This window comes from Streptomyces sp. SID5464, assembly GCF_009862985.1.
GTDB lineage: Bacteria > Actinomycetota > Actinomycetes > Streptomycetales > Streptomycetaceae > Streptomyces > Streptomyces chartreusis_D.
This window is the reverse complement of sequence record NZ_WWIQ01000045.1, coordinates 77,489-78,546: the sequence shown is the minus strand read 5'-3', so window position 1 is coordinate 78,546 and position 1,058 is coordinate 77,489. Positions and strand designations below refer to the sequence as shown.

At 65.7% G+C, this 1,058-nt stretch carries 1 protein-coding gene; it reads left to right on the top strand.

The window, feature by feature from the left end:
• Window positions 1-719 precede the first annotated feature (719 nt).
• Window positions 720-1,058: LysR family transcriptional regulator (locus GTY47_RS22325; RefSeq protein ID WP_010047510.1), on the top strand; the 339-nt coding region annotated here is incomplete at its 3' end.

Here is a 1,058-nt window from a genome sequence, read left to right as displayed (position 1 = left end):
TAGCCGCTGTAAGCACCGGACATCGGCATCAGTAGCTGGCGGGCCCCCCGTTCTCTGAGAGTGAGAAGAACTGGCCGGGTTAGATGAGCGCCAGGTCCGCCGCTACCCCTCCTGGACCCGCTGGTACCCTCCTCATGCTCGCCCACGCGCCTTCCTCGTCGTCGTCCGTGCCGACGAACACACCCGCCGTCCCGGACTTCCTGGTCCCGCTGTCCTGCAACGAGATCGGGCGCCCTGTTGGGCCGCCCACGAGTTGTCAGCTGTGCCTGGTAGGCCGACTTCTTCCAAGACCACCAGAGCTCTGTGGCCAGCAGGCGAGGGAGCGGGTGTTGAGCACAGGCGGACGAGGTACCAAGTCCATCAGTCCTGGCCGAGCGGTCCGTGAGGCGTTACGTCGTGGTTGTACGGGCCACTGGCCGTGAAGAGGGAATCCTTCCCAAACGGCCCCTGCGCTACCAGGTCGCTGTTGCGCGGACCCTGCGGCGCGACTTCGTGATTCGTCGGCCCCTGCGGTGCCAGGTCCGACCCCCACGGTCCCTGCGGAACGGAATCCTGGCCGTAGGGCCCCTGGGCCACGAGATCGCTGCTCACGTCCCCGTTTCTCTCCGGAGCCGAGGAAAGGCGACTCCGCGTTCCCAGCAGTCAGACTGCCCGCACGGGAACCACCCGGCAAAGGGCATCTTGATACGTCTCCTGTGGCCATTGATACGGTTTCCTGTATGACGCAGTCGGGGGATAGTCGAGAAGCGCACCTTAGGGGGGATCCGAGCACGCATCAGCTGCGGCTCTTCCTAATACTCGCCGAAGAACTGCACTTCGGACAGGCGGCGCAGCGAGCGTTCATGACGCAGCCGGCGTTCTCGCAGCAGATCCGTGCTCTGGAGCGCCGTCTGGGCCTGACACTGGTCGATCGCAGTACACGCACGGCAGGCCTCACCAGGGCCGGACAAGCACTGCTGCCTGAGGCCCGGGGCGTAGTGGAGGCAGCAGACCGGTTGCAGCAAGCTGCCGTCGCGCAGAAGCGGGCTGTCTCCGGCCGGATCGTGATCGGCTCCTTA